Annotated in this window: 22 protein-coding genes; 16 read left to right on the top strand and 6 right to left on the bottom strand. The window is 66.6% G+C overall.

The window, feature by feature from the left end:
- Positions 1 to 5 precede the first annotated feature (5 nt).
- Complete coding sequence (locus PJB24_RS05745) at positions 6 to 971, top strand: aldo/keto reductase (RefSeq protein WP_273843644.1); 966 nt, start codon at positions 6 to 8, stop codon at positions 969 to 971.
- Here the strand turns inward: PJB24_RS05745 and PJB24_RS05740 are convergent.
- On the bottom strand, positions 968 to 2,314 hold the full coding sequence (locus PJB24_RS05740) for an FAD-dependent oxidoreductase (RefSeq protein ID WP_273843643.1): 1,347 nt from the start codon (positions 2,312 to 2,314) through the stop codon (positions 968 to 970). The two genes, PJB24_RS05745 and PJB24_RS05740, sit on opposite strands and share 4 nt — an antisense overlap.
- A 90-nt stretch (positions 2,315 to 2,404) precedes the next feature.
- Positions 2,405 to 3,022: a superoxide dismutase gene (locus tag PJB24_RS05735; protein ID WP_273843642.1), complete on the bottom strand. Its 618-nt coding sequence runs from the start codon at positions 3,020 to 3,022 to the stop codon at positions 2,405 to 2,407.
- Between the two features lie 123 nt (positions 3,023 to 3,145).
- Here PJB24_RS05735 and PJB24_RS05730 point away from each other — a divergent pair, with 123 nt between their 5' ends.
- From PJB24_RS05730 to PJB24_RS05720, 3 genes are all read left to right on the top strand, one after another.
- Positions 3,146 to 4,864, top strand: coding sequence for a PP2C family protein-serine/threonine phosphatase (locus tag PJB24_RS05730; protein WP_273843641.1), 1,719 nt, complete (start codon positions 3,146 to 3,148; stop codon positions 4,862 to 4,864).
- Between the two features lie 89 nt (positions 4,865 to 4,953).
- Positions 4,954 to 5,418 (top strand): NfeD family protein, encoded by a 465-nt coding sequence (locus tag PJB24_RS05725; protein WP_273843640.1) that lies wholly within the window; start codon positions 4,954 to 4,956, stop codon positions 5,416 to 5,418.
- Positions 5,419 to 5,420: 2 nt separating this feature from the next.
- Positions 5,421 to 6,377 carry an SPFH domain-containing protein gene (locus PJB24_RS05720; RefSeq protein ID WP_273843638.1) on the top strand — a complete coding sequence of 319 codons (957 nt, stop codon included), beginning with the start codon at positions 5,421 to 5,423 and terminating at the stop codon, positions 6,375 to 6,377.
- A gap of 101 nt (positions 6,378 to 6,478) precedes the next feature.
- Here PJB24_RS05720 and PJB24_RS05715 read toward each other — a convergent pair whose 3' ends face one another.
- The gene (locus PJB24_RS05715; protein ID WP_273843637.1) at positions 6,479 to 8,119 is read right to left on the bottom strand and encodes an APC family permease; all 1,641 of its coding nucleotides are present in this window, start codon (positions 8,117 to 8,119) and stop codon (positions 6,479 to 6,481) included.
- A 168-nt stretch (positions 8,120 to 8,287) separates the two neighbouring features.
- Between PJB24_RS05715 and PJB24_RS05710 the strand changes: the two genes are divergently transcribed.
- A complete protein-coding gene (locus tag PJB24_RS05710; protein WP_273843634.1) occupies positions 8,288 to 9,190 on the top strand; it encodes a TIGR01777 family oxidoreductase in 903 nt (300 codons plus the stop codon).
- A 244-nt stretch (positions 9,191 to 9,434) separates the two neighbouring features.
- On the opposite strand, the gene PJB24_RS05705 is transcribed toward PJB24_RS05710, so the two are convergent.
- Together PJB24_RS05705 and hisC are read right to left on the bottom strand one after the other, a co-directional pair.
- Positions 9,435 to 10,484 carry a prephenate dehydrogenase/arogenate dehydrogenase family protein gene (locus tag PJB24_RS05705; RefSeq protein ID WP_273843631.1) on the bottom strand — a complete coding sequence of 350 codons (1,050 nt, stop codon included), beginning with the start codon at positions 10,482 to 10,484 and terminating at the stop codon, positions 9,435 to 9,437.
- A gap of 1 nt (position 10,485) precedes the next feature.
- The gene (hisC, locus tag PJB24_RS05700; RefSeq protein WP_273843628.1) at positions 10,486 to 11,547 is read right to left on the bottom strand and encodes a histidinol-phosphate transaminase; all 1,062 of its coding nucleotides are present in this window, start codon (positions 11,545 to 11,547) and stop codon (positions 10,486 to 10,488) included.
- A 140-nt stretch (positions 11,548 to 11,687) separates the two neighbouring features.
- On the opposite strand from hisC, the gene PJB24_RS05695 reads away from it, so the two are divergent.
- The 5 genes from PJB24_RS05695 (at position 11,688) to rpiA (ending at position 15,080) form a co-directional block, all read left to right on the top strand.
- Positions 11,688 to 11,969 (top strand): chorismate mutase, encoded by a 282-nt coding sequence (locus PJB24_RS05695; RefSeq protein ID WP_273843627.1) that lies wholly within the window; start codon positions 11,688 to 11,690, stop codon positions 11,967 to 11,969.
- A 3-nt stretch (positions 11,970 to 11,972) separates the two neighbouring features.
- Entirely contained in the window at positions 11,973 to 12,788 is an 816-nt protein-coding gene (gene aroF / locus PJB24_RS05690; RefSeq protein ID WP_273843625.1) for a 3-deoxy-7-phosphoheptulonate synthase, read from the top strand.
- Positions 12,789 to 12,847: 59 nt separating this feature from the next.
- Positions 12,848 to 13,996 (top strand): S1C family serine protease, encoded by a 1,149-nt coding sequence (locus PJB24_RS05685; protein ID WP_273843623.1) that lies wholly within the window; start codon positions 12,848 to 12,850, stop codon positions 13,994 to 13,996.
- Between the two features lie 138 nt (positions 13,997 to 14,134).
- A complete protein-coding gene (locus PJB24_RS05680) occupies positions 14,135 to 14,344 on the top strand; it encodes a cold-shock protein (protein WP_273843620.1) in 210 nt (69 codons plus the stop codon).
- Positions 14,345 to 14,363: 19 nt separating this feature from the next.
- A complete protein-coding gene (rpiA, locus tag PJB24_RS05675; protein WP_273843618.1) occupies positions 14,364 to 15,080 on the top strand; it encodes a ribose 5-phosphate isomerase A in 717 nt (238 codons plus the stop codon).
- On the opposite strand, the gene PJB24_RS05670 is transcribed toward rpiA, so the two are convergent.
- The gene (locus PJB24_RS05670) at positions 15,077 to 15,337 is read right to left on the bottom strand and encodes a hypothetical protein (RefSeq protein WP_273843616.1); all 261 of its coding nucleotides are present in this window, start codon (positions 15,335 to 15,337) and stop codon (positions 15,077 to 15,079) included. The genes rpiA and PJB24_RS05670 overlap by 4 nt on opposite strands.
- Before the next feature lie 122 nt (positions 15,338 to 15,459).
- Between PJB24_RS05670 and PJB24_RS05665 the strand changes: the two genes are divergently transcribed.
- From PJB24_RS05665 to PJB24_RS05640, 6 genes are all read left to right on the top strand, one after another.
- Positions 15,460 to 15,969: a phosphatase PAP2 family protein gene (locus tag PJB24_RS05665; RefSeq protein ID WP_273843614.1), complete on the top strand. Its 510-nt coding sequence runs from the start codon at positions 15,460 to 15,462 to the stop codon at positions 15,967 to 15,969.
- Positions 15,966 to 16,535: a hypothetical protein gene (locus PJB24_RS05660; RefSeq protein WP_273843612.1), complete on the top strand. Its 570-nt coding sequence runs from the start codon at positions 15,966 to 15,968 to the stop codon at positions 16,533 to 16,535. Before PJB24_RS05665 ends, PJB24_RS05660 begins: the two co-directional genes overlap by 4 nt.
- 14 nt (positions 16,536 to 16,549) lie before the next feature.
- Positions 16,550 to 17,248, top strand: a complete 699-nt coding sequence (locus PJB24_RS05655; RefSeq protein WP_273843609.1) for a DUF3891 family protein — start codon at positions 16,550 to 16,552, stop codon at positions 17,246 to 17,248.
- A gap of 51 nt (positions 17,249 to 17,299) precedes the next feature.
- Positions 17,300 to 18,358: a M42 family metallopeptidase gene (locus tag PJB24_RS05650; protein ID WP_273843606.1), complete on the top strand. Its 1,059-nt coding sequence runs from the start codon at positions 17,300 to 17,302 to the stop codon at positions 18,356 to 18,358.
- Between the two features lie 47 nt (positions 18,359 to 18,405).
- Positions 18,406 to 18,750: a histidine triad nucleotide-binding protein gene (locus PJB24_RS05645; protein WP_273843604.1), complete on the top strand. Its 345-nt coding sequence runs from the start codon at positions 18,406 to 18,408 to the stop codon at positions 18,748 to 18,750.
- 100 nt (positions 18,751 to 18,850) lie between these two features.
- Entirely contained in the window at positions 18,851 to 19,417 is a 567-nt protein-coding gene (locus PJB24_RS05640) for a CAP domain-containing protein (RefSeq protein ID WP_273843603.1), read from the top strand.
- The last annotated feature ends 95 nt before the right edge of the window (positions 19,418 to 19,512 follow it).

The following is a 19,512-nucleotide window of genomic DNA, read 5'->3' as shown; positions in this document are numbered from 1 at the left end:
TTCTCATGCAGCAGGACGGCAAGGTCAGGCTCGGTTCGGAGATGGAGGTCGCCCCGCTCGGGGTCGGGGCGTGGGCGTGGGGCACACGCTACCTCTGGGGCTACGGCGGCAGCTACGGCAGGGAAGACGCCGAGGCGGCGCTCCGGGTGAGCCTGGAGAGTGGGGTCGATCTGGTGGACACCGCCGAGATCTACGGCAACGGGGCCTCCGAGCGGATCATCGGCGAGGTCCTGAGATCCGGGGAGCTGCCGCGCCGACCCGTCATCGCGACCAAGTTCGCCCCTCTTCCCCACCGGTTCGACCCGAGAGCGCTGCTCCGGGCGCTCGACGGGAGCCTGCGCCGGCTCGGGGTCGAGTCGGTCGACCTCTACCAGGTGCACTTCCCCTCGCCGCTGCTGAAGGTGGAGAGCCTGATGGACGCGCTGGCCGAGGCGGTCAAGGAGGGGAAGGCGCGGGCCGTAGGGGTCTCGAACTACGGTGCCTCGCAGATGCGCCGGGCGCACGAGCGGCTCGCGCATCATGGCGTCCCGCTCGCCTCCAACCAGGTGCGCTACAACCTGCTCGACCGCTCACCGGAGTACAACGGGGTGCTCGACGCCTGCCGGGAGCTGGGTGTGACGCTCATCGCCTACAGCCCGCTCGCGCAGGGGCTCCTGACCGGTAAGTACCGCCCCGGCGTCAGGCCCTCCGGGCTCGTGCGGCGCTTCGACCGGCGCTTCAGCCCCCGTGGGCTCGCACGGATAGAGCCCGTCGTCTCCGCACTGGAGCGCATCGCCGACCGGCACGGCAGAACCCCCGCGCAGGTCGCCCTCAACTGGCTCGTGACCCAACGCGACGTGCTCGCGATCCCCGGGGCCAAGAACGGCGAGCAGGCCCGGCAGAACGCGGGGGCTCTGGGCTGGTCGCTCTCCCCCGAGGAGGTTGGGGAGCTGGATCAGATCACGCGCACCGGCGCGGTAGCCGGGCGTTAGAGCCTGCCGGAGAGGACGCTCGCCGCCTGGATCACGGGGCTCAGCGCCGGGCCGAAGGGTGGCGCGTAGGCCAGGTCCAGGTTGACGAGATCCGCCACGCCCAGCCTCCCCCAGATCGCCGTCGCGCACACGTCGACGAGCCTGTCCGCACCCTCACCGGCGGCCTGCGCCCCGAGGAGGGTGCCGCCGTCGCCGTCGGCGACGAGTTTGAGCGTGACCTTTTTGGTGCCCGGGTAGTAGGCGGCGCGGCTCGTGGATTCTACCGTGGCGCATACCGTCGCGAAGCCCGCCTGCCGAGCCTCGCGCTCGGAGAGGCCGGTCTTCGCCACCGGTAGCTCGAAGACCCTGAAGATGCCGGTCGCGAGCGCGCCGGGGAACTCCAGCTCGTCCCGGCCCGTCGCCGCGTTTGTCCCGGCGACCCGGCCCATCTGATTCGCCGTATCCCCGAGCGGGACCCACGCCGGGAGCCCGCTCGCCAGGTTCGTCGTCTCGACGCAGTCCCCGGCAGCCCACACGTCGGGCAGGCTCGTCTTCATGTGGCGGTCCACCCGGATCGCGCCGGTCCGGCCGATCTTGGCCCCCGCCTCCTGCGCCAGGGTGACCTCGGGCTCTATCCCCGCACCGACGAGCGCGAGGTCGGCATCCAGGCATCTTCCGGCGAGCCTCACGCCCCGCAGGCGACCTGCTTCGCCGTAGAAACCCTCCGCCGCGCTGCCGGTGTTGACCTCGACGCCGTTTTTAGCGAGCTCCCGCTCGACCATCTCGGAGAACTCCGGGTCGTGGGTGGGGGCGACGTGCTCCGCCGACTGGACGAGCGTGACTTCAAGGCCGATCTTCCTGAAGTTCTCCGATGCCTCGAGGCCGATGTAGCCGCCGCCGACCACGACGGCCCTCTCCGGGGAGCGCTCTTTCAAGTGGCGCAGGATGCGGTCGGCGTCGGTCAGGAAGCGCAGCGTGAAGACCCCTTCGAGCTCCGTGCCCTCCACCGGGGGTACCACGGCCCGCGCCCCGGTCGCGACGATGAGCCGGTCGTAGGAGTCCTCGAAGGTCTCGCCCGAGCGCAGATCACGCACCAGGAGCCCTTTCGAGGCCGGGTCGATGCGCTCCACCCGGTGGCGTGTCCTGACCTCGATGTCCATCCGGGCAAACTCCTCCGGGGTGCGGGCGACGAGCCTTTCGCGCCCGGAGACGGTGCCCGAGAGGAAGTAAGGGAGCCCGCACTCGCTGATCGAGACCTCCGGCTCCTCCTGGTAGAGCGTTATCTCCAGCTCCGGGGCGACCCTGCGGGCCCGGGATGCCGCCTTCGTCCCGGCCGCGACCCCGCCGACGACTACGAGACGCATGGTGCTGCGTTCTCGCCGGAGACGAAGCCCCCGGCGGGAGCCGGGGGCTCTGGGGGAAGGCTCACCAGACGTTCTCGCCTGGGAGGCGGACTACTTTGCGGCCTGATAGCGGCGGTTCGCCTCGTCCCAGTTGACCACGTTCCACCAGGCGTCCACGTAGGCCGCGCGGCGGTACTGGTACTTCAGGTAGTAGGCGTGCTCCCAGCAGTCGAGCCCGATGATCGGGACCTTGCCCTGCATGTAAGGGGAGTCGCCGTTCGGGGTCGTCTCTATCGCGACCGACCCGTCCGGGTTCGCGACGAGCCAGCACCAGCCCGAGCCGAAGAGCGCGCCCGGTGCGGCCGCGGCGGCGAACTGCTGCTTGAACTCGTCGAAAGAGCCGAAGGCCGAGTCTATCGCCTGCCCCAGTTCACCGGCCGGGGCCCCGCCCCCGTTGGGGCTCATGATCTGCCAGAAGATCGAGTGGTTAGAGTGCTGGCCGCCGTTGTTGCGTACGGCTCGCCGGATGTCCTCCGGGACACTCTCGAGGTCCGCCAGAACCTCTTCGATGGAGCCCTTGTCGGCCTCGGGATGCTTCTCGAAGGCGCTGTTGAGGTTCTGGACGTAGGTGTTGTGGTGGTTGTCGTGGTGGAAGCGCATGGTCGCTTCGTCTATGTGCGGCTCCAGAGCGTCGTAGGGGTAAGGGAGATCAGGAAGTTCGTAAGCCATTCTCTCTCCTTTGATCCGGCTTCACCTGCACAACAAACACTTGATACCCACAAGCGAGATATTCTTAACGTCTCCGGGACCTCTTGTGGCCTCATTCACGGGCGAGACTGTAGAATGTCGCCGATGAGGCCCACCTTCTCAGAGGACAGACGCGGGGGAGGCAAGCCGTCCGGCGATGAGATGCGCCGATTGCTCGACCGTGCTGTCGCCGCGAGCTCCAACGGCATCGTCATAACCGATGCCCGACGGGAGGACAACCCGATAATCTACGTCAACCCGGCCTTCGAGCGGACGACCGGGTATTCCTTCGAGGAGGTCTGCGGGCGCAACTGCCGCTTCCTGCAGAACGGGGACCGGAACCAGCCCCAGCTCGAGGAGCTGAGGAAGGCCATCCGTGAGGGCGGAGAGTGCCGGGTGGTCCTCAGGAACTACCGCAAGGACGGCGAGCAGTTCTGGAACGAGCTCTACATCTCTCCGGTCTTCGACGAGGAGGGGCGCCTTACTAACTTCATCGGGGTCCAGAACGACATCACCGAGCGCAAGCGGGCCGAGGAGGAGCGCGACCTGCTGCTCGCGCGCGAGCAGCTCGCAAGGGCCGAGGCCGTCTCGGCGCGCAAGCGGCTCTCGCTGCTGGCTTCGGCGGGGGCGATGCTCTCCTCTTCACTCGAGTACGCCGAGACCCTGCACACGATAACGCGCATCCTGGTGCCTGAACTGGCGGACTGGTGCCTGGTGGACGTGGAAGAGAACGGCGTCGTGCGGCAGGCCGCCGAGGCGCACGCCGACCAGAGGCTGGAGGCCTTGCTGCACGCGCTGCGCAACGGGCGGGACCTCGAGGGAACCGCCCGGGAGGTGTGGGACGATCTGCCGCGCCTGTATTCAGGAGAGGAGCCGGGTGACGACCTGAAGGGGCTGCCGGACGAGCTCCGTCCCCGTTGTTGTATCCGTGTGCCGCTTCTCGCCCGGGGCAGGATGCTCGGGGCCATGACCCTTGCCGCCACCCGACAGGGGTTCAGCTACGACGAGGAGGATCTCGCGCTCGCCGAGGATCTCGCGTACCGCTGCGCGCTCGCGATGGACAACGCGAGGCTCTACGGGGAGCAGAACTACATCGCCCAGACCCTGCAGCAGAGCCTGCTGCCCCGCCTGCCCGAGCCGGGGGGAATCGATGTCGGAGCGGAGTACCTCCCGGCGGGGGAGGGTAACGAGGTCGGCGGGGACTTCTACGACCTGATCGAATGCGGAGGTAGGGATTGCTGGATCTCACTCATAGGTGACGTGTGCGGGCATGGGGCCGTTGCCGCGGCCACCAACGCGCTCGCCCGCTACACGGTGCGGGCCGTCGCCCTGCTCGAGGTCTCTCCGGCGAAGATACTCTCGGACCTCAACGAGGCGATGCTCCGCCAGCTCTCGGGCAGACAGTTCTGCACCGCCGCCTGCATCAGGGTAGCGCTCCCAGCCACCGGGGGCCTCGAACTCTCGGTTACCCGCGCGGGGCATCCCGCCCCTTTCGTCGTGCGCGGTGGTGGCGGGGTGGAGAGGGTGGGGGAACCCGGGCGGGCGCTCGGCGTCTTCGACGACCCCGAACTCGTTGAGGAGCCGGCCCGGCTCGAACCCGGCGATGCGATAGTGCTCTACACCGACGGGGTGACCGAGGCGCGCTCCCCGGATGGCGCCTTCTTCGGCGAAGAGAGGCTGTGTTCGCTGCTCGGCTCCTGCGCGGGCCTCGGTGCCGCCGAGGTTGCCCGGGTCGTGAAGGCGGCCGTGCTCGGGCACGCCGCCGGCAACCCGCACGACGACATCGCCGTGCTCGTGCTGCGGGCCCCGGAAAAGACTCGCTGAGCCGGTCCTCTCGCGCGTCTTCTCCCTGATGTGATCCCGGTGACCACCTGCTCGCTGGGGTGGTATAGAATCTTGTAAGAAAGGAGACGATGAGCGAGCTGGATACGATCATCTGGGCCTTGATCCTGGCCCTGGCCTTCATCGGAGAGATGATTACGGTCTCCTTTTTCCTGATCTTCTTCTCCCTCGGGGCGGCGGTCGCCCTCGTCGTCTCCCTCGCGGGGGTTGGATTGGTCTCCCAGCTCGCCGGGTTCGCTGCGGCTTCCCTCATTGGCATGGCCATCCTGCGTCCGGCGATCGTGAACCGGCTCTCGCTCCGGAGCGGGGAGCGGTACGAGAGGCACAAGGGGATAGTGGGCCGGGGAGCCGTGGTGACGGAGGAGATAGAGCCGGGAGGCAGCGGCATGGTCCGGGTCGGCAGAGGAGAGTTCTGGACGGCCCGCGCGCTCCATCCGGGGGTGAGGATAGAGAAGGGCACGCGGGTGCGGGTGCTCGACAGCGACGGGCTCACGGCCTTCGTAGAGCCCCTGGAAGAAGAGGAAGGAGAGGTTTGAACATGTCGGTTGGTCTCATAGTCATAATCGTCATCGCGGTCATCGTGCTCGCGTTCGTGGCGCGCAGCGTGCGGGTCATCCCGCAGAGCCGGGTCGGGATCGTACAGCGACTCGGGCGCTACCACCGGACTGCCGAGAGCGGTCTTACGTTCATCATTCCTCTGGTGGACAAGATGTTGCCGAAAACCGACCTGAGGGAGCAGGTCGTCTCGTTCCAGCCGCAGGCGGTAATCACCAACGATAACGTCGGTATCCAGATCTCTGCGGTGGTCTACTACCAGATCATCGACCCCCGCGCCGCCGAGTACGAGGTCGCGAACCTGACGGTGGCGATGGAGCAGATCACGCAGACGAATCTGCGCAACGTGATCGGCAACCTCACGCTGGACGAGACACTGGTCTCGCGTGACGAGATAAACGCCAAGCTGCGTGCCGTTCTCGACGAGGTGACCGAGAAGTGGGGCGTGAGGATAACGCGGGTGGAGATCAAGGAGATCATCCCGCCCCACGATATCCAGCAGGCGATGGAGAAGCAGATGCAGGCGGAGCGTAACCGCCGCGCCGCCATCCTCACCGCCGAGGGAGACAAGCGGGCCGCGATACTCAAGGCCGAGGGCGAGAAGGAGTCGGCGATCCTCAAGGCCCAGGGCGAGAGAGAGGCCGCGGTCCTGCGGGCTGAGGGTGAAGCGGAGGCATACCGCAAGCTTCAGCGGGCCCAGATAGAGATGGCCGGTGCGCTCTTCGAACGGCTGCACACCTCCGACCTCTCGAACGAAGCCCTGCGCTACCTCTACCTGGTGACCCTCCCGAAGATAGCCGAGGGCGAGGCCAACAAGCTCTTCGTCGTCCCCTCCGAGCTGCAGGATCTCGCGGGGACGGTGAGCTCGCTCGCGACGGGCGCGAAGATGGCCTCCGGCGGCAGGGACGGCTTCTCGGGATCCTCGCGCGAGGATGATTGAACGGCCCGTCCCACAGATTGGATAGACACAGATTGGATAGAGAATAGATGGAGGAGCCCCGGATGGGGCTCCCCCTCTGGAGAGATTCTCTCTGGCTACCCCTATACGGCCAGTTCCCGCTCCTCTTCCTGGAGTTCCTCCCTGGCGACGTCTATGTGGTGACGGATCTCCTCAGGCGTGAGGCACACCCTCATCGCCAGGGTGTAGATGGCGAGGCTGAAGAGGGCGACCACCAGGATGTCCCAGCCGAACGGCAGGATGCCCGAGCCTCCTCCGAAGGTCCCCAGGTAGGAGATCACCGCCATACCCGCGAGGTAGGGCCACAGCCACAGCGAGCCCCTCCAGTCGAGCGGAGCCCGCTCCTGGTTCGTGATACGCGCCACGCCCAGCAGGGCGAAGCCAAAGAGGATGGCGACGAACAGCTTCCAGTCGACCTCCCAGCCGGTCCAGTAGATGACCAGGTTGGCGATGATGAACGCTACCGGCGCGAGCACGCCCCCGGCCGGCAACCGGAACGGACGGGGGTGCTCCGGCTGGCGCCTCCTGAGCGCCCCGAACGCCAGCGGCGCCGTGGCGTAACCCATCACCGTCGCCGAGGTGATGAATCCGACCAGCTCCTGCCAGCCGGGGAACGGCAGGAACATGAACATCCCGATGATGAAGCTGAAGATTATGCTCACCACCGGGACGCCCCTCGTGCTGAGCAGGCCGAAGATTTCGGGGATGTAGCCGTTGCGGGCCAGAGAAAAGGAGAGCCGGGAGCTGGAGCCGGTGTAGATGAGCCCGGTCCCGCCCGGAGAGATCACGGCGTCTATGTAGAGCAGGACGGCGAGCCATCCTGCGCCCACGGCGGTGGCTATACCGGCGAAGGGACCGGCGAGTCCCTCGAAGGAGAGCTTGGCCCACCCGTGGGAGAGCTCGTGCGGTGTGAGGGCACCGATGAAGGCTACCTGCAGCAGGATGTAGAGTATCACCCCGATTATCATCGAGCCGATTATGGCTATCGGGATGTTGCGCTGCGGGTTGCTCCCCTCACCGCCGAGCTGGATGGCCTGTTCGAAGCCCTGGTAGGCGAAGATGATGCCCCCGGTCGAAACCGCGGAGAGCACGCTCTGGAACCCGAAGGGCATGAACCCTCCCGAGGCGGTGAAGTTTGAGGCGTTGAACGAGAGCACGATGAGCACGATCACCGCGAGGAAGGGAACGGCCACCTTCCACGCCATGATCGCGTTGTTGGACTTCGCGAGCCAGCTGACACCCATGATGTTGAGGATGGTGAAGACTAGCATCAAAACACCCGCCACCACGATGCCCGTGCCGGTGAGCACCGTTACCCCGGAAGCCGTGCTCGTCAGCCCGGGCAGGTAGTTGGAGGCGTACTGTATTGCGGCCTCGACCTCTATCGGGGCCACGGTAACCGCTCCGACCCAGGTGATCCAGCCGGAGGCGAAGCCGACCATGCTCCCGAAGGTGAAGTGTGGATAGCGCGCCGACCCCCCGGCGACCGGGTACATGCTGCCGATCTCGGCGTGGATGAACGCCAGGATGAGCATTACCACGGCTCCTATGATCCAGGCGATCAGGGCCGCGGGTCCGGCGATCTGCGAGGCCGTCAGCGCTCCGAATAGCCATCCCGAACCTATAATGGATCCCAAGGAGAAGAAAACCAAACCTATAAGGCTTACGTCACGTCTGAGGCGACGTGCCCCCGCCGCTTCTCTCTCGTGTGCCCTGGCGGCCATTGCTTCCTCCTCTTTTCAGATACGTCTCTCCTGTTGTCTGCCACCGCACCATCCGCGGATGCCGCATGCTAGCATTTCTTTAAGCTTTTAGCTACTCCTGCAGCTCTCTGTCCCGGTCGGTGGGGTACCATTTGGCAGCACCGCGCAGTGCGAGTCGGGGAGGTTTTGGTGAAGGTTTTAATCAGTGGTTCGACGGGGCTCGTGGGTTCTTCTCTGGTCTCTGAGCTTGAGGCGAGTGGGCACGAGGTGGTGCGCCTGAGCCGATCGCGGCCTTCTTCGGAGGACACGATCCGCTGGGACCCCGATGCGGGCAGGATCGACGTCTCGCGGCTCGAGGGGGTGGAGGTGGTCGTGCACCTCGCCGGTGAGAGCATCATGGGCTACTGGACGCAGGCCAAGAAGCGCCGCATCCGGGAGAGCCGGGTGCGCGGGACGCGCCTGCTGGCCGAGAGCGTCGCCGGGTTGCGTCAGAGGCCTCGGGTGATGGTCTCGATCTCGGCGAGCGGCTACTACGGGGATCGGGGGAACGAGCTTCTCACCGAAGAGAGCGGGCCCGGCGAGGGTTTCCTCGCCGGGGTCTGCCGGGAATGGGAGGCCGCCGCCGACCCGGCGCGGGAGGCCGGGATCCGGGTCGTACACCCCCGGCTCGGGATCGTGCTCTCCGCGAAGGGCGGGGCACTCGGGACCACCCTGCCCATCTTCAGGCTCGGGCTGGGCGGCAGGATAGGCTCGGGCAGGCAGTACTGGAGCTGGGTGGCCGTCGAGGACGTGGTGGGGGCGATCATCCACTGTCTGAAGACCGACTCAATCGAGGGGCCGGTCAACGTCGCCGCCCCCGAAGCTGTGACCAACGCCGAGTACACGCGGGTTCTGTCGCGGGTGCTGGGGCGTCCGGCGCTCTTCCCGCTTCCGGCGTTCGCGGCCCGCGCCGTGCTCGGGGAGATGGCCGACGAACTTTTGCTCGCGAGTGCCCGCATGGAGCCCGCGAAGCTGAAGGAGAGCGGCTATCGCTTCCGTTACCCGGAGCTCGAGGGGGCGCTGAGGCACCTGCTCGGGGATCGGGCCCGTTAGTTAGTTCGTCGTGCGCAGACGGATAGCAATATCCGTTCGTGGAGCCCGGGAGAGCTATCTGATGAGGGCTCTCTGGCGCCACCCTGGAGCAGGGATGCGCGATTCCCGGGATGAGCTTCCCCGGCAGCGGCGGGTACGGCATGCCTCGGGTGCTGCGGCCCGTTGCCGTGGATCCCGAGGAGGACATCGGGATCTACGTGGAGCCTCGTCTGGATACGCCACGGTGACCCGGGTGGGCGGCTCTCTAGTCCAGGATCTCGACGCGGAAGCCTGCCTCCTGCAAAAGACGCCGCGCCGGAGGAGCGGATTTCGAGTCCACGGTGAGGACGAGGGCGGCTCGCGAGGTATTCGAGTGGCGGACGTAGAGATCCAGGATGTTTATGTTGTTCCTGCCGAGCAGCGTCGTGACCTCGGCGAAGACCCCGGGGCGGTTCTCCACCGGCACGGATATCTCGACGTTCTTGCCGCTCCTCTCGATCAGGATACCGCCGAGCGCTTCGTAGGCTTCCCGCGCCTCGCGGAAGCGGCGTTCGATCACCTCGCGGTTCGAGATCTCGCTGCCTATCTGAGCCATCGCCCCGGCGAAGCGGCCCAGTACCTCCCCCAGGGCCGGGGCGTTCTCGGCCAGGATGTCGGCCCATAGAGAGGGGTTCGAAGACCCCACGCGGGTGAGATCCCGGAAGGAGGGCCCGGCGAACGAGAGCGCCTCCGGGGAGATGTCCGAGGCCACCCTGAGCAGCGCGACCGCCATCAGGTGCGGCAGGTGCGAGAGCGCCGCCATCAGCAGGTCGTGCTTGTCTGCCTCCACCGCGGTGGGCGTCGCGCCGAGGCTCCTGACGAAACCCGAGACCTCCCGGTAGTCGTCCGGGTCGGTCCGTTCGGTCGGCGTGAGAAAGTAACGGGCGCCCTCGAAGAGGTCGGCCCGGGCGTTGTCGACGCCGGCGAGCTGGCTGCCGTTCATCGGGTGTCCGCCGACGAAACGCAGCCCCAGCCTCTCCGCCTCCCGCACTATGCTGGCCTTGGTGCTCGCCACGTCGGTCATGAGTGCCCTGGTGGGCGAGAGATCTTTCAGGAGGGTGACTATCTGAGAGATGGGGGCGGCGAGGACGATGAGGTCTGCCTCGCGTGCCTCCTTGAGCGTCGAGGGGCGGTCTATCGCACCGAGGGCGGCGGCCCTCTCCAGCACGCCGGGCCGGTCCACCCCGATCACCTCCCAGTCCCTCCTGCTGCGGGCGGCGAGACCGATGGAGCCTCCGATCAGACCGACCCCGACCACGGCGAGCGTGCGGCGCACCCTACCTCCCCGAGAACGCGGAGATCACGCGGTCGTTCTCCGCCGAGTTTCCTATGGTAATGCGGCTCCAGCCCGGATACCCGAGCGCATCGCCCTCCCGCACCAGGACCCCGGCCCTGCGGAAGACCGCCGGCTCTATCTTCGCCAGCACGAAGTTGGCCTGCGAGGGGACGTACTCCACGCCGGCCTCGTCGAGCGCCCGCTGCAGCCGTGTACGCTCCTCGATCACGAACGAGGCCCGTTTGGCGATGCGTTCGGGGGCGCCCATCGAGGCCGCCGCGGCGACCTGAGCGGCCAGGTTCACGCTGAAGGGGAAACGAACCCGCTCGGCGTAGTCTGCGATCTCCCGGGGGGCCAGGCCGTAACCCACCCTGAGGGCCGCCAGGCCGTGCACCTTCGAGAAGGTGCGCACGCAGACCACGCTCTGCGTGGAGAGCGCCAGCTCGTGCGAACCCGGGTACGACGGGTCGTCGACGAACTCGTAGTAGGCCTCGTCCAGGATCAGCAGGACGTCTTCCGGCAGCCTGTCCGCGATGGCCCGCACCTCTTCCAGCTTCAGGTGTGTACCGGTCGGGTTGTTCGGGTTGCAGAGGATGACGGCCCGGGTCTTCGGGGTCAGCGCGGCGAGCAGGGCGTCGGGGTCCACGGCGTGGTCCGGGCGCAGCGGCACCCTGCGCGCCTCGAGCCCGACGATGCGGGCTATCGTCGCGTAGAGGCTGAAAGAGGGCCACGGGAAGACCACCTCCCCCGGCCGCTCGACGAGCTGCAGCAGGTTCAGGAGCACCTCGCTCGAGCCGTTGCCCACCACCACGTTCTCCGGGCGTATGCCGGCGTTGGCCCCGGAGATCGCCGCGCGCAGGGCGGCGGCGTGGCGGTCCGGGTAGCGGTTGAGGCGGGGCAGGGCCTCGCTGATGGCGGCCTCCGCCTCCGGGAGCGGTCCGAAAGAGAGCTCGTTGGCGGTGAGCTTGACATAGTCGCCCTCGCCGCGTTCGGCTTTTGCCTCGTGCGAGATCCACGGCGGGTTGTAGGGCTTGAGGGGGTCGAGCTCTCTTCTGAACTTCAACTTGCGGGGCTCCTTGTTCTCGAGGTGTTGCTTGACGTATCCAGGTATAACAGACTAGTCTCTCGGGTGAAGGCTTGCAACGGCCTCTCCTTGTCCGGAGGGTCGCAGGCGGATACAATCGCAGACTCATGGAGAGAATCTTGGATGCGAACGAGAGAATAAGCTCTCTCCGGGAGAGGGTCGACGAGGTGGACGAGGAGCTCGTCCATCTTCTCAACGAGAGGGCCCGGCTCGTACAGGAGCTGGCCGAATACAAGCTGGAGGCGGGGATACCACTCTTCGATCCCAGGCGCGAGGAGGAGATCCTGCGGAGGGTCGTCGAGATAAACGAGGGGCCCATCTACGACTCCTCCATGCGCGACATCTTCGAGCTGATCATGCACAGGATCAGGGACATCGAGCTTCAGAGGCGCGGGGAGTAGCGGATGGAGGTAAGAGAGAGCACCGGGGTGCAGGCCCGGACGAACAACGGGATGATAAGACCGCAGAGTTTCAGGGTGGTCGCGGGCCCCTGCACCGTGGAGAGCTACGAGCAGTTCGAGGCTTCGGCGAGGGCCGTCAAGGAGGCAGGTTTCTCCTACGTGAGGGGTGGGGCCTTCAAGCCCCGCACGTCCCCCTACTCCTTCCAGGGCCTCGGCGTGGAGGGGCTGAGGATAATGTCCGGGGTGGCGGGGGATCTCGGGCTCAAGGTGGTGACCGAGATCATGGACCCCGCCGACATAGATGTGGTGATGGAGCACGCCCAGATCCTGCAGATAGGCACCCGCAACATGCACAACTTCTCGCTTTTGAAGCGGGTCGGCTCTGCGATAAAGGGCTCGAAAGAGCACGGGGTGATCCTGAAGAGGGGGTTTGCCGCGACCGTCGAGGAGTGGATCCTTGCGGCCGAGTACATAACCTCCTCCGGCGGGGACAACGTAGTCCTCTGCGAGAGGGGGATAAGGACGTTCGAACCCTCGACCCGCTTCACGCTCGATCTGTCCGCCGTGATAGTGGCCAAGCGGCTCTCCGAGCTCCCGGTCATCGTGGACCCCTCGCACGCGGCCGGGAGGAGGGATCTGGTCGTGCCCCTGAGCAAGGCGGCCGTGGCCGCGGAGGCCGATGGTCTTCTGGTCGAGTCGCACCACGAGCCCAGGGAGGCGCTGTGCGACGGGGAGCAGGCCCTTCCCGTCGAGGATCTTATGACGCTCAGGGAGACGCTCTCCCCCTTCGCCTCGGCGATGGGCCGGCGGGTCATCTGAGATTGTCTGGGGGCGGCCGCCTCCGGACGCGGGGGAGGTGAGCTATCCTGAGGACCGCTTTGATCGCTCTCGTCTCCGCCTTCTTAGGCGGGGCTGTCGCCGCGCTCGTCGTTCTGCAGGTCGGACCGGGGGATCAGACCGGTAACGTGACCATAAACCAGGCCCCTTCCTCGAATGTCAGCGTTCCACGATCGGGAGGTGGATCGTCTTCCATCGCCGCGATGGTCTACCACCGCGACGGGCCGGGGGTCGTGAGCATAGACGTGGCTTCCAGTTCCGGGCCCGCGGGAGGGTCCGGCTTCGTGCTGGACAAAAACGGCCACATAATCACCAACCAGCACGTCGTCGAAGGGGCGAAGGACATCTCGGTCAAGTTCGCGAGCGGGCTGCGGTGCAGCGCGAGAGTGGTGGGCTCGGACCCTTCCACGGACGTGGCGCTCCTCAAGGTGGACGCCCCGAAGGGCGCGCTCAAGCCGCTCACGCTCGGGGATTCCGACGCGGTGAAGGTCGGCGACCCGGTTGTCGCCATCGGCAACCCGCTGAACGTAGGTATCAGCGTGACCAGCGGGATAATAAGCGGTCTGGATCGTTCGATCCGGGCTCCCAACAACTACACCATAAGCGGCGCCCTGCAGACCGATGCCCCGATAAACCCCGGTAACTCCGGCGGGCCACTCATCGACGCGAGTGGTAACGTGATCGGGGTGAACGCCCAGATAGCGACCGAGACCGGCAGCTACGAAGGTATAGGGTTCGCCATCCCGATCAACACCGTGAAGGGTGTGGTCAAGCAGCTCGTGACGCAGGGTCAGGTCCGGCACGGCTACCTGGGCGTGCGGATGTACGGGCTCGGGATCAGCGATATCTCGGCCTATACCGGCGTGTCCGCCGGTAAGCTCTCGGAACGGTACGGCCTGCCAGACCACGGGGCAATAGTTGCGGGCGTGACGAACGGTGGACCGGCGCAGAGGGCCGGGATAAGGGGAGCCGGGAAGAAGAGGGTGAACGTGGGCGGGCTCCCGGTGCCGCTCGGCGACGTCATAACCAGTGTCAACGGACGGCGCGTCTCGGGCCCCGACGGCGTGATCTCGGCGGTGAACGCCGGCAGGCCGGGCGACCGGCTGAGGCTCGAGGTGGTGAGGCCGGGCGGGGTGCCGAGGGAGGTCACCGTAAGGCTCGGGGTGCAGCCCGGGAAAGGATCACACTAGAAATTTTGCCTGGGGGGCGGCTTGGTGGTAGAGTCTTGCCCTGCCGCCGATGATGGCGGCGTGTCGTGAGGTTGCTCCGGGCACGGCCGTTCTCCCTGCGGCCCGATCCGGAGCTGGAGTAGGGCTGGTGGAGGTATCGTGGCGCGCGGCAGAGTGAAGTGGTTCTCGGACGAGAAGGGATACGGTTTCATCGAGAACGAGGATGGCGGGGAGGATCTCTTCGTCCACTACTCCGAGATAGTGGGCGAAGGCTTCAAGACGCTCGAAGAGGGCGCCATCGTCGAGTTCGAGGTGGTCGAAGGCCGCAGGGGCAAGATGCAGGCCTCGAAGGTCGAGGTGGTAGGCTAGCGCCGCGGCTGGGAACGGAGTGGACGGTCCCCGCTCGCCCACCCCGGAGGACGACCTCAAGCGGCGCGCCGGCTACCGGGCGGTCGAGGAGTTCGTCCGGAGCGGGATGGCCATCGGACTCGGCACCGGGACCACCGCCTCCTGGGCCATAAGGAGGGTGGGGGAGCTGCTGTGCGAGGGGACGCTTGAGGATGTCGTCTGCGTCCCGACCTCCGAGCGCACGGCAGAAGCCGCCAGGGCGCTTGGTATACCGCTGGCCACGCTCGCCGAGGTCCGTCCCCGGGTCACAATAGACGGGGCGGACGAGATCTCGCCCGACCTCTCCGCGATAAAGGGGCGCGGCGGGGCGCTCCTGCGGGAGAAGATAGTCGCCTTCGCGAGCGAGAGCTTCGTCCTGGTTGCCGACGAGACCAAGCCGGTGGAGAGGCTGGGGGAGGGGGTGGTGCCGGTGGAGGTCGAACCCTTCGGGTGGCAGGCCACCCTGCGGGCGCTCTCCTCGCTCGGGTGTGAGGCCACCCTGCGGAAGGCTGAGGGGGCGGATGACCCCTTCGTCACCGACGGCGGTCACTACACCGTCGACTGCCTCTTCCCCCCGATAGAAGACCCGGCTGCGCTGGAAGTCGAGATAAAGAGCGTGCCGGGGGCTCTGGAATGCGGGTTGTTCGTCGGGATGGCCGAGGCGGCGGTGGTGGCCCGCTCCTCCGGGGGGGTGGAGATATTGAGGCGGGGGGACTAACCCGCCCCAAACCCCGCGCGCAGACCCGCGCGGTGGGGTCGCTCCTTCTCCACGACGAGCTTGTATATGGAGTCGAGCTCGACGTAGACCACCGCCTTCTCCCTGCCGACCAGTGCCCGCAGGTAGCCGTCCTCCAGGGAGAGATCGTCGAGCTTGTCGTTCTCGATGGTGAAGGTGTCCCTGCGGTCCCAGACGACCAGGTCGTGGCCCGCCTCTCTGGCTTCCTTCAAGGCTCTCTCTATCAGGCTTCTGTCCATGGTAACCTTTGAACTCCCGTTTTGTGAGGACGCATTTTCAGCAGGGCATATTCTACCCGGGATGGCGTTCGGCGGACGGCTGCGAACCGGGTAGACTTTACCGGCCGGAGTTGAAGACCATCTTGAAGGACATAGAAGAGTTCGACCGGGCGCTCTTCGGGGCTGTCTTCCGCCTCAAGTGGGCGCCGCTGACCCGTCTGCTGCGTCTGTTCACCCTGCTCGGCACCGCGGGGTTCCTGTGGGGGATGCTGGCCGCCGTGGCGTTCGTCTTCGGCGGGTTCAGGCTCTCGCACCTGCTCGTCCCCTGGGGAGCGGTGGCGATCTCCTGGACGTGCGCCGAGGGCTCCAAGTACCTCTTCAACCGCACCCGGCCCTACATCAGCGATACCGGGATCGCCCCCCTGATAAAGACCCCGAGCTCGAGCTCCTTCCCCTCCGGGCACTCGGCGACGGCGGCCGCAGGGGCGATAACCCTCTCGTTTGCCTACCCGGCTTTCGCTCCGGCCTTCATCGCGGCCGGGTTTCTGGTCGCGCTCTCCCGGGTCTACCTGGGTGTGCACTACCCCTTCGACGTCGCCGCCGGGCTTTTCATAGGCTCGGTGGTGGCGGCCGCCCTGCTGATGCTCGCGTGAGATCCGGTGGGATCTGGTACAAAAGAGACGTGGAGGTGCGGCGCTACCATACGCTGGGGGCGGTGGTCCCCGATCTTCAGACGCTGACCTCTCTGGTGCGCGAACTGCGGAACACCAGCGCCGCGGAGCCAGTGGTGCTGGCGCGCAGGCGAGACCTCGAAGTGGTGAGGCTCACCCTGCCCGGCTGCCGGGTTCTTTCAATCGAGGCCGGTATCTCACGCAGGCAGTGGGTAGAGCTCGGCAGCGTGTACTTCACTTGCACGACGGTCGACGCGGCCGTGGCGCCGGTCAACCTGCTGGTCGGGGTGGGCCTGCAGATTCTGGTCACGCTGGGGTTCGCGGCGGGCGTCATCCTCTACCGCCGCCGATCCCATCTGCGCGAGAGGGTGCTCGGGATGGGGCTCCCGGAGGAGTTCGCCCTCCGGTGGACGGGGGAGATGAAGGATGGGGGCTTCGCCCTGATCCTGGTGACGGTCCTGCAGGAGAAGCTCGAGGTGGCCGAGGAGGCCTTCCTCGCACGGCCTGTGCGCTCCCCGCTCGCCGTGGATCGCAGGCTCGTTCTCTGAGGAGGAATGGATCCGTGATAGTGAGAGAGAAGGATGGCGGGTATCTCCTCATCGGCCAGCACGAGCACGCGCTGGCCTCGGGACGGTTCGCCCGGCACTGGAGCTGGGAACCGAGGCCCTCGTCCTCGACGGTCTACGCCATAGCCAACCACGACGTGGGATGGCGCGAGCTCGACCGCCGGGTGCTCTGGAACGAGGAGGAGGGCCGGCCGTACTCCTTCGTCGACTACCCGATAGAGCCCAAGCTGGAGGGTTACCGGCGGGGCATAGGGACAGTCGAGAAACAGGACCCCTACGCCGGGCTGCTGTGCAGCATGCACTACGCTTCCTTCTTCCGGCATCCGAAGACCGAGCCGGAGGCACGTTTCCTTGAGGAGGAGATGTCCCGGCAGGAGCGTCTGCGCCGGGTCTTGCCAGAGGAAGCGCTCGAGACCGTCGAGCACGACTTCCGCCTCTTGCAGCTCTGCGACGACCTCTCGCTCTTCATCTGCCTCAACGACGCTGGTCGCAACGACCATCCCTGGTACCGGGGCGGGTTTTCGTTCATGGGCCGGAGGCTCGAGCCGATCTGGGAGGGGGAGGGGATCCGGATCTCCCCCAACCCCTTCACGGAGGACTTCGAGATCTCCATCCCCTGGCGGATGGTGGGCGAGGGAGGGGACCCCGAGGAGGAGGGAGAGATCCGCGTCGAGATAAAAGGCGGTGGAGAATAATATACTCTCGTCGTTCGGGTTTCGAGAAGAGAGCGATCTAGAAAGAGCACGATGAGAGAAACGTCCTACGATTTCTTCAAGAGGCTGCTCGCCGCGCCGGGGCCCAGCGGGGCCGAGGGGGCCGCGGCTGGCATCTGGCGCGAGGAGGCCTCCGGCTTCGCCGAGGTGCGCGGCGACAGGATGGGCAACTCCTTCGCCACGCTGAACCCGGGTGGTTCGCCGCGGGTGATGCTGAGCGGACACATCGACGAGATCGGGCTCATGGTCACCCACATCGACGAGAAGGGCCTCATCCGCTTCATCGGCGTCGGTGGGTGGGACCCGCAGGTCCTCGTCGGGCAGCGGGTGCGCCTCATGGGGCGTGGCGGCGAGGTCCTCGGCGTCATCGGCAAGAAGGCCATCCACCTCATGGACGCCGAGGAGCGCAAGAAGGTCTCCGAGATAAAGAGCCTCTGGATAGACATCGGGGCCAGAGACAGAGAGGAGGCGGAGAAGCGGGTCCGCGTCGGCGACGTGGGGGTCCTCGACCAGGAGCTCGTCGAGCTCGCGAACGGCAGGATAGCCGCCCGCTCGGTCGACAACCGGGTGGGGGCCTTCGTGGTTCTCGAGGCGCTCCGGCTCCTCTCCGAGGCGGATGGCCTCGCAGCCGAGGTCGTGGCCGTGGCGAGCGTGCAGGAGGAGATCGGGCTCAACGGCGCCCGGGCCGCGGCCTTCGGGCTCGACCCGGACGCGGCGATAGCCGTGGACGTCGCGCACGCGACCGACATCCCCGGCGTCTCGGAGAACGAGGAGGGCGAGCACGCTCTGGGTAGCGGCCCGGTGATCTCCCGCGCCTCCGCGCTGAGCCCGTTCGTCACCGAGGGGCTCATCTCCGCCGCCGAGAGGGAGGGCATCCCGTACACCCTCGCCGGGGACTCCCGGCGCACCGGCACCGACGCCGACGCGATCCACTTCTCGCGGGCGGGGATCGCGACCGGGCTCGTCTCCTGTCCCAACCGCTACATGCACTCCCCGAACGAGATCGTCGACCTGGAGGACGTCGAGCGCTGCGCGCGCGTGATCGCGGCGTACATCAGGGACCTGGAGAAGGGGACGGACTTCACGCGCTAGAAGGGTTCGCTTGAAGCGACGGGCCGCGGCGGCTAAGCTACCCGGATATGGCAGAGAAGACGCTCTTCCAGAAGATAATGGACCGGGAGATACCGGGCGACATCCTCTACGAGGACGATCGCTGCATCGCCCTGCGCGACATCAACCCGCAGGCCCCGACGCACGTGCTCGTCGTCCCCCGCAAGGTCATCCCCTCCCTGGACGACCTGACGGAGGAGGATGAACCCATAGTCGGGCATCTGTTCACGGTGGCGAAGGAGGTCGCGGCCCGGGAGGGGCTCGAGAACGGCTGGCGCGCGGTGATCAACTGCGGTCCCGACGCGAACCAGACCATAGACCACCTTCACCTGCACGTGATCGGGGGGCGCAGGATGGGATGGCCGCCGGGGTGAGGGACGCCCCCTTCTCTGACCCCGCTTAAAGTTTTGCGGGTCTCCTGCCGACTACCGGGATGTATCCCGGTGGTCGGTTTTCGAAAGGAGATCCAAACCCTTGGTACGGACCCCTCGTCTCTTCGCAGCCATCCCTCTCGTCATCGCCTTTCTCGTAGTCCTGGCGCTCTGCCCCCGGACCGTTGCTGCCCAGAGCGGCGGGATCGGGGTAAGGAAATGTTCCGGCGGCAAGATCACGCTCAGCCGCTACGAGGCGGGGGTGTTCTGGCGTCAGAACCGCATCCGGGTCGACAACGGATTGAAACCGCTCTGCGTGAACCCGATCCTGGAGCGCGCAGCCCGGGCGCACTCGCGCGAGATGCTGCAGAAGCAGTACTTCTCGCACGACTCCTACGACGGACAGAGCTTTTATGAGCGTCTGATCTCCTTTGGATACACCCCCGACGGGTACCGTTACTGGACCGTGGGGGAGAACATCGCCTGGGGTAGCGGTCCCTACGGCCGGCCCGCGAGCGTGATGGACTCCTGGATGCAAAGCTCCGGGCATCGGGCGAACATCCTGAACGGCGAATATCGCGAGGTGGGTGTCGGTGTGGCCCAGGGGGTCTTCGAGCAGAACGGGGGTGCCTCTCTCTACACTGTAGACTTCGGGGTTCGCCTCCGCTGACAGGAGGATGTGAAAACTCTAACCGCCGGACCGCTCGAAGTGATAAAGCCCATCCTTCTCCCAGCCGATAACAGCTTGTGTCGAGGCGAGATGAC

Origin of the sequence: Rubrobacter calidifluminis, assembly GCF_028617075.1 — a bacterium.
Classification (GTDB): Bacteria; Actinomycetota; Rubrobacteria; order Rubrobacterales; family Rubrobacteraceae; genus Rubrobacter_E; species Rubrobacter_E calidifluminis.
The sequence above is the reverse complement of the archived record's forward strand: the minus strand, read 5'-3'. Positions and strand labels throughout refer to the sequence as shown.

Coding starts and splice junctions, on each gene's coding strand:
- PJB24_RS05745 (WP_273843644.1), top strand. CDS start 6: ATGCAGCAGGACGGCAAGGTCAGGCTCGGTTCGGAGATGGAGGTCGCC.
- PJB24_RS05645 (WP_273843604.1), top strand. CDS start 18,406: ATGGCAGAGAAGACGCTCTTCCAGAAGATAATGGACCGGGAGATACCG.
- PJB24_RS05715 (WP_273843637.1), bottom strand. CDS start 8,119: ATGGCCGCCAGGGCACACGAGAGAGAAGCGGCGGGGGCACGTCGCCTC.
- aroF (WP_273843625.1), top strand. CDS start 11,973: ATGGAGGTAAGAGAGAGCACCGGGGTGCAGGCCCGGACGAACAACGGG.
- PJB24_RS05725 (WP_273843640.1), top strand. CDS start 4,954: ATGAGCGAGCTGGATACGATCATCTGGGCCTTGATCCTGGCCCTGGCC.
- PJB24_RS05650 (WP_273843606.1), top strand. CDS start 17,300: ATGAGAGAAACGTCCTACGATTTCTTCAAGAGGCTGCTCGCCGCGCCG.
- PJB24_RS05735 (WP_273843642.1), bottom strand. CDS start 3,022: ATGGCTTACGAACTTCCTGATCTCCCTTACCCCTACGACGCTCTGGAG.
- PJB24_RS05670 (WP_273843616.1), bottom strand. CDS start 15,337: ATGGACAGAAGCCTGATAGAGAGAGCCTTGAAGGAAGCCAGAGAGGCG.
- PJB24_RS05720 (WP_273843638.1), top strand. CDS start 5,421: ATGTCGGTTGGTCTCATAGTCATAATCGTCATCGCGGTCATCGTGCTC.
- PJB24_RS05730 (WP_273843641.1), top strand. CDS start 3,146: ATGAGGCCCACCTTCTCAGAGGACAGACGCGGGGGAGGCAAGCCGTCC.
- PJB24_RS05740 (WP_273843643.1), bottom strand. CDS start 2,314: ATGCGTCTCGTAGTCGTCGGCGGGGTCGCGGCCGGGACGAAGGCGGCA.